The 4,607-nt window shown below is 56.5% G+C and carries 5 protein-coding genes; 1 reads left to right on the top strand and 4 read right to left on the bottom strand.

Annotated features, from left to right (window positions below; genetic code table 11):
• From GXX34_11215 to hisH, 4 genes are all read right to left on the bottom strand, one after another.
• On the bottom strand, window positions 1-701 hold a 701-nt coding region (locus GXX34_11215; protein HHW08075.1), incomplete at its 3' end, for a carbamoyl phosphate synthase small subunit.
• A gap of 219 nt (window positions 702-920) precedes the next feature.
• On the bottom strand, window positions 921-2,456 hold the full coding sequence (gene guaA / locus GXX34_11210) for a glutamine-hydrolyzing GMP synthase (GenBank protein HHW08074.1): 1,536 nt from the start codon (window positions 2,454-2,456) through the stop codon (window positions 921-923).
• A 1-nt stretch (window position 2,457) separates the two neighbouring features.
• Complete coding sequence (gene hisF / locus GXX34_11205; protein ID HHW08073.1) at window positions 2,458-3,261, bottom strand: imidazole glycerol phosphate synthase subunit HisF; 804 nt, start codon at window positions 3,259-3,261, stop codon at window positions 2,458-2,460.
• A 10-nt stretch (window positions 3,262-3,271) separates the two neighbouring features.
• Window positions 3,272-3,874, bottom strand: coding sequence for an imidazole glycerol phosphate synthase subunit HisH (gene hisH, locus GXX34_11200; protein HHW08072.1), 603 nt, complete (start codon window positions 3,872-3,874; stop codon window positions 3,272-3,274).
• Window positions 3,875-4,098: 224 nt separating this feature from the next.
• Here hisH and GXX34_11195 point away from each other — a divergent pair.
• Window positions 4,099-4,607, top strand: a 509-nt coding sequence (locus GXX34_11195) for a glutamine--fructose-6-phosphate aminotransferase (protein ID HHW08071.1), incomplete at its 3' end; no start/stop codon positions are given.

Here is a 4,607-nt window from a genome sequence, read left to right as displayed (position 1 = left end):
AGCAAGATTTTCACGGTTTCCACGATTTCCGGGTTGTCTTTGGGGTTCCCCGGCCCATTAGAGAGGACGATGGCATCGGGCCGGACAGCGAGGATATCTGCCGCTCGGGTGTGGGCAGGAAAAACGGTGAGACAGCAATTCCTTCTTTGCAGTGCGTCCAGGATACCTTGCTTGACGCCCAGATCCAGCACTGCCAGGTGGTATCCTTCTCCCGGTATGGTGTAGACTTCCCTGGTGGTGACTTGGGGGACGGGCCGCTCCGGTTGATAGGCCTGCAAGGCAAGGAAGTCTTCCGGCGTGGGAACGTCCGGGGTGAGCATACCGGTCATGGTCCCCTTTTCCCGCAGCTTCCTGGTAAGAGCGCGGGTGTCAATGCCTTCCGCGGCGGTGATATGGTGCCGGCGTAAATAATCCTGCAGGGTTTCTTGTGCCAGCCAGTGGCTGGGCTGCCTGCAGGCTTCTCGAACAACGAATCCTCTTACTTGCGGCGCGTCGCTCTGCCGGTCCAAAGGATTAATCCCGTAATTGCCCACCAAGGGGAAAGTCATCACCACGATCTGCCCGTAAAAAGACGGGTCTGTCAAAAGCTCCTGGTACCCGCTCATGCCGGTACTGAAAACCACTTCCCCGATTACTTTTTCTCCGGCTCCAAACAAGTTGACTTCAAAGGTAGTTCCATCCTCCAAAATCAAGAAGCCCATAATCTCTCCCGCCTCCGTTCTGGAAATGAATGTGGAAAGAGCCGCGGCTTTTTTTCCCAAAATATTATACTGCCGGAGATGTAGGTGGTAAAATTACCATTACTGATGTTATAAATAAGCAGAACTTATACATGCGAAGGTGTTGTACAATCATCAGATAACTATGCTAGGTTGATCATATGCCGCCGGACTTCGCTTTCGTGCTCATCCATGTCCCCTCTATTCCCACTCAATGGTAGCCGGCGGCTTGGAGGTGATGTCGTAGACCACCCGGTTCACCTGCGGCACTTCGTTGACGATGCGGTTGGACACCCTTTCCAGCACGTCATAAGGGATCCTGGCCCACTGGGCCGTCATGAAATCGCTGGTGGTTACCGCCCGCAATGCCACCACATAAGCGTAGGTGCGCTCGTCACCCATGACGCCCACGGTCTGCGTACCGGTGAGCACGGTGAAATACTGGTTCAACTCCCCGGCCAGGCCGGCCTTAGCAATTTCCTCCCGGAAAATGTGGTCCGTTTCCCGCAAGATGGCCAGCTTTTCCTCCGTCACTTCACCTATCACCCGGATGGCCAAGCCCGGACCCGGGAATGGTTGCCGGTGCAGGATCTCTTCCGGCAGGCCAAGTTCCCGGCCCACTTGCCGCACCTCGTCTTTGAACAAAGAGCGCAGGGGCTCGATGATGCCCTTAAACTCCATCTCCAGGGGCAGTCCCCCCACGTTGTGGTGGCTCTTGATCACCGCCGCATCCCCCACGCCGCTTTCCACCAGGTCGGGGTAAATGGTACCCTGGACCAGGTAATCTACCTGCCCCAGTCTTTTAGCCTGTTTTTCAAAGACCCGGATGAATTCCTCACCGATGATCTTTCTTTTCTCTTCCGGGTCCACCACTCCCGCCAGCTTTTCCAGGAACTGCCGCCGGGCATCTACCCGGATGAAATGGATGTTGAACCGGTGTTTGAAAATTTCTTCCACCTGGTCCGCTTCATCTTTCCGCATGAGACCGTGGTCCACAAAAATACAGGTCAGCCTGTCCCCCACCGCCCGGTGCACCAGGGCCGCCGCCACCGACGAATCCACGCCCCCGCTTAAGCCGCACACTACCGACTGCTGCCCCACTTTTTGCCGGATCTCTTTTACTGCCTGCTCGATGAAAGACGCCATCCGCCAGTCGCCCCTTAAGCCGCATACCTGGTACAGGAAATTGCGCAGCATCTTTTGACCGAATGGGGTGTGCTCCACTTCCGGGTGAAACTGGACACCGTACAGCTTTCTGGCTTGGTCCTCCATGGCCGCCACCGGGCAGGTAGCGGTGCGGGCCGTGACCCTAAAACCTTGCGGGAGCTTGGCTACTTGGTAAGTATGGCTCATCCAGCAAGTGCTGCCGGGCTCAAGGCCTTGGAACAGGTCCCCGCTCCCGTCCAGCTGTAATTCCCTTTTGCCGTACTCCCGCTGCCCGGCCTTTTCCACGTCTCCGCCCAGCATGACGGCCATGAGCTGCATCCCGTAACAAATGCCCAGGACAGGAATACCCAGATCAAAAACCTCCGGCGCACAAAAGGGTGCCCCGGCCCCGGTCACGGCGGCCGGTCCCCCGCTGAGGATAATTCCCATGGGTTTTAAGCTCCTAATCTTGTCCACGGCAGTGTGAAAAGGCAGTATCTCGCAGTACACGCTGCATTCCCTGACCCGCCGCGCAATCAGTTGGCTGTACTGACCGCCGAAATCAAGAATTAGCACCAACTGTTTTTTCACTTCATGAGCCTCCTCTTCCTAACTCCTCAGGCGCCTGCGCCGGGGCCGGCCGCACCGGAATACCCCAACGGGCCAAATACTCCTTCACCTGAGCGATGCTCACTTCCCCATAATGAAACAAAGAAGCCGCCAGCACCGCATCGGCACCGGCCTCCGTGATCACATCCCGGAAATGCTCCAGCCGCCCGGCTCCGCCGGAAGCGATAACGGGAATCCCCACCGCTTCCGTCACAGCTCTGATCAAAGCCAGGTCATAACCCTCTTTCGTCCCATCGGCATCCATGCTGGTAAGCAGGATCTCCCCCGCCCCCAGCTCCGCCGCCTGCCGGGCCCAGGCCACCGCATCTTTGCCGGTGTTCACCCGGCCGCCGTTAATATACACATCCCAACCGCCACCCTCCCGCCGGCGCTTGGCGTCAATGGCTACCACCACACACTGGCTGCCGAACCTGGCGGCGGCTGCCGCAATCAAAGGCGGGTTGCGCAGGGCGGCCGAATTCACCGCAATCTTGTCCGCCCCTGCCCGGAGGATCCGCTTGAAATCTTCCAAGTCGCTGATGCCGCCGCCCACCGTCAGGGGGATAAAAACTTCCCCAGCGGTGCGGGCCACCACGTCAATGATGGTCTTCCGCGCCTCGGCGGAAGCAGTGATATCCAGGAAGACCAGCTCATCGGCGCCGCTGTCATTATACAGCTTAGCCGTTTCCACCGGGTCACCGGCATCCCGCAGGTTCACGAAGTTAACTCCCTTAACCACCCTTCCCCCCGCTACGTCCAAGCAGGGGATAATGCGCTTGGTCAGCATGGACTCCTCCTCATAATCCCGCAAAGTTCCCCAGGATCTTTAACCCTTCCCGGCCGCTCTTTTCCGGGTGAAACTGCAGCCCGTACACGTTATCCCTATGGACGGCCACAGGCAATTCCCGGCCGTAAACAGTAGTGCCGATCACATGCTCCGGGCAAGCAGGTTCCACGTAATAGGAATGGACATAATAAACAAAACAAGGTTCATCCAGCCCTCTGAAGATGGGATTGTCCTTGTACCGGAGGACGTTCCAACCCATATGAGGGACCTTCACCAAGGGGGACACCGGAAGCCTTTTCACCTCCCCCGGTAACAAGGACAACCCGGTGGCACAACCACCTTCCTCGCTGGTTTCAAACAAAAGCTGCAGCCCCAGGCAAATGCCCAAGAAGGGCTTCCCGTCCCGGACAGACTGCAGGATGCCCGGCAGTAAACCGGTGTTTGCCAGGTTAGCCATGGCCTCAGGAAAAGCCCCCACGCCGGGTAAGACCAGGTGGCTGGCTGCCGCCAACTCCCGGGCATCACCGGTAATAGTCGCCTCCAAACCAAGATAGGCAAAGGCTTTTTGTACGCTGCGCAGGTTACCCATGCCGTAATCGATGATAGCAATCATGCTGCCCTCCGGCACATTAGTTTTGGCTATCCGCCTCTTAACCAAATACTATAGGTGGCCAACCCCGATCTCCATTGACAGGAAAAGAGGCGGGCTTGATAATGAAGTAGTACCATGCAAAAACTGTTATTTACTACTGGGAAATTACATTTTTATCATAGTTTTAACACCGGATTACCGCAACGCAGTAATTACTTATCAGGTGTATTAGGAGGAGTTATACCGTGTGTGGAATTGTCGGTTATGTGGGCAGCAAGCAGGCTGTTCCTATTTTACTGGAAGGGTTAAAAAGACTGGAATACCGGGGCTATGATTCGGCGGGGATCGCGGTTCATGACGGAACGGCTATTCAAATCGCCAAAGCCAAGGGCCGGTTAACCGTGTTGGAAGAAAAACTAAGCCGCCGGGGGCTAAACGGTACCCTGGGCATCGGCCATACCAGGTGGGCCACCCATGGTAAACCCTCCGACATCAACTCCCATCCCCATACCAACCAGTCGGGGGAAATTGCCCTGGTGCACAACGGCATTATCGAAAACTACCGTAGCCTGAAAGAATGGCTCCAAAGAGAAGGCTATTTCTTCGTCTCGGAAACGGACACGGAAGTGGTAGCCCATTTGATTAACCATTTCTACCAGGGAGACCTGGTGGCAGCGGTCCAAAGGGCCCTGGATAAAATCGAAGGTTCTTATGCCTTGGGGGTCATCGCCAGGGCTCATCCCGACCGGGTGGT

It is taken from the genome of Clostridia bacterium (assembly GCA_012840125.1).
GTDB lineage: Bacteria > Bacillota > DULZ01 > DULZ01 > DULZ01 > DULZ01.
Note: the sequence above shows the minus strand (reverse complement) of the source record. Positions and strands in the feature narration are given on the sequence as shown.

Bases quoted from the DNA above. Each gene is read 5' to 3' on its own strand.
- hisF (HHW08073.1), bottom strand. From the start codon at position 3,261: ATGCTGACCAAGCGCATTATCCCCTGCTTGGACGTAGCGGGGGGAAGG.
- hisH (HHW08072.1), bottom strand. From the start codon at position 3,874: ATGATTGCTATCATCGATTACGGCATGGGTAACCTGCGCAGCGTACAA.